We start from the raw sequence: 1,846 nt of genomic DNA, 5'->3' as shown, positions 1-1,846 counted from the left end.
CAGATAGGCCGCTATGAAGGCCAGCGGCGCGTTCCACCGGATGCAGATGTCGTTGGTGGTCTCCGAGGTCGGCTCGTCGAGGTAGCGGCACTGCGGCGGGAGGCCGTCCAGCCGCGGGTCGGCGGGCCAGCCCGGAGTCGGGATCGAGTTGGCCCCGCCGGCCAGCGCGCCGGGTGGTGGCGGCGGGAGGGCCGGGTCGAGGTCGTGACCGAACTGCCGGGTACGCAGGTGCGCGCTGGCGTCGGTGCCGTAGCCGACGATGTAGCTCTGCCCGAGGGCGTTGCGGCCGAGCAGATAGTCGGCGCCGGTGGCCACGGCGTCGCGGAACCGCCGCTCACCGGTGATCTCGTGGGCGGTGGCCAGGACGACGAGATTGTTGAGCACGCGGCCGTTCGACCCCCAGTGCCAGCCCTCCGCCGGCGCGTACGGCTGCCCCCACGGCTGCCCCGCCTGCAGGGCCAGCAGGCGCTCCGCGGCGGCCGTGACCATGTCGTCATGCCCGGGCATCCGTCGCGGCCCGGTCGCCAGATCGAGCCGGGCGAGCGCGCCGACCCGGTCGAAGTCGAAGCCGCCGAGGTCGAACACGTCGGCCGTGTGCTCCGGCGAGGCGAGCAGGAAGCCGAGGTACTCGTCGTCGCCGGTGGCCAGCCACAGCTCGGCGGCGGCCCAGTAGAAGTCGTCCTCGAGCCGCGGGTCGCCGTATGGGCCGCCGCCGTGCCGGCCCTGGTCGTCCGGTGCGATCAGGCCGGGATGGGCCCGGGCGGCGCGCCACGCCGTCCGCGCGGCGGTAAGCAGGCGATCGTCATTTAGGAGCCGGGCGCCCAGCGCCGCCACCGCCGCGAGGTGCAGGGTGGCCGCCGTCGACGGCGGGTGCAGCACCCGCTCGGTCGGGTCCTCGTGCGGCCGGCCGGGCAGCGGCGACCACTCGGTGCCGTGCACGCGGTGGAAAGCCATGCCGGCGAGCGGATGGCCCGGCGGCACCTGCATGCGCAGCATCCAGTCGAGTTGCCACCGGCACTCCTCGGCCACCTCGGCCGTCCTGTCGCCCGCGCCCCGCCGGACGAGCTGGAGGAGCTGCCAGAGCGCGACGCTGCCGCTGACCGTGTACTTGCCGTAGTCGCCGGCGTCGTACCAGCCGCCGGACACGTCGAACCTTCCCGGAAGGGTCAGGGCGGGGACCGCGGCGTCGCCGGTGTGCCCGGCCGGGCGGCCGTATCCCGGTGCGCGTTCCTCGTCGATCGGGCACCCCGACCGCAGCAGGTAGAAGAACCGGAACGCGTCCCGGGCGAGGCCGGCGTACAGGTCCGCCGCGATCCGGAACGGATGGCTGCGATCGTCGCCGGCGACCAGCCGGAGGTCTTGACCGGTGGCCGTGCAGGCGGTCAGGTCGAAGACGTGCACCGGCAGCCCGGATGTGGGTTCCGGACGCTGCGGCCACGGCTGCGAGTTGCCACGGAACACCTCGGCGCCGGTGGAATCGCGCACGGTGAACGGCGCCGGCCGCAGCGCGTCGGTCACCCAGACCGCCCGTTTGGGCGCGTCCGGCAGATACCCGAGCTGGTTGATCCGGATCCGCGGTCGTTCGATCATGACTCCATCGTCGCAGTTCTCTTTTGCAATCATTGCCGTCAATGTAATGTGGGAGCGCTCCCAAAACCCCCGCCCCCGAGGAGTCCCCATGAGACGCGCCTTACGCGCTGCGGCCGCGGCCGTGATCCTGGCCGCCGGCTCGATCATCGCCGTCGCCGTGGCCGGTCCGGCCAGCGCCGACACCCGCATCTGCGAACCCTTCGGCACCACCACCATCCAGGGCCGCTACGTCGTCATGAACAACCGCTGGGGCAGC

The 1,846-nt window shown here is 73.0% G+C and carries 1 protein-coding gene; it reads right to left on the bottom strand.

Annotation, left to right across the window (positions count from 1 at the left end; all coding sequences use genetic code 11):
• A partial coding sequence (locus tag AB0M20_RS41210) for a glycoside hydrolase family 9 protein (RefSeq protein ID WP_364306734.1) occupies positions 1 to 1,590 on the bottom strand: 1,590 nt, incomplete at its 3' end.
• Positions 1,591 to 1,846: the final 256 nt, after the last annotated feature.

The sequence above is a fragment of the Actinoplanes sp. NPDC051633 genome, from assembly GCF_040681735.1.
Taxonomy (GTDB): domain Bacteria; phylum Actinomycetota; class Actinomycetes; order Mycobacteriales; family Micromonosporaceae; genus Actinoplanes.
The sequence above is the reverse complement of the archived record's forward strand: the minus strand, read 5'-3'. Positions and strand labels throughout refer to the sequence as shown.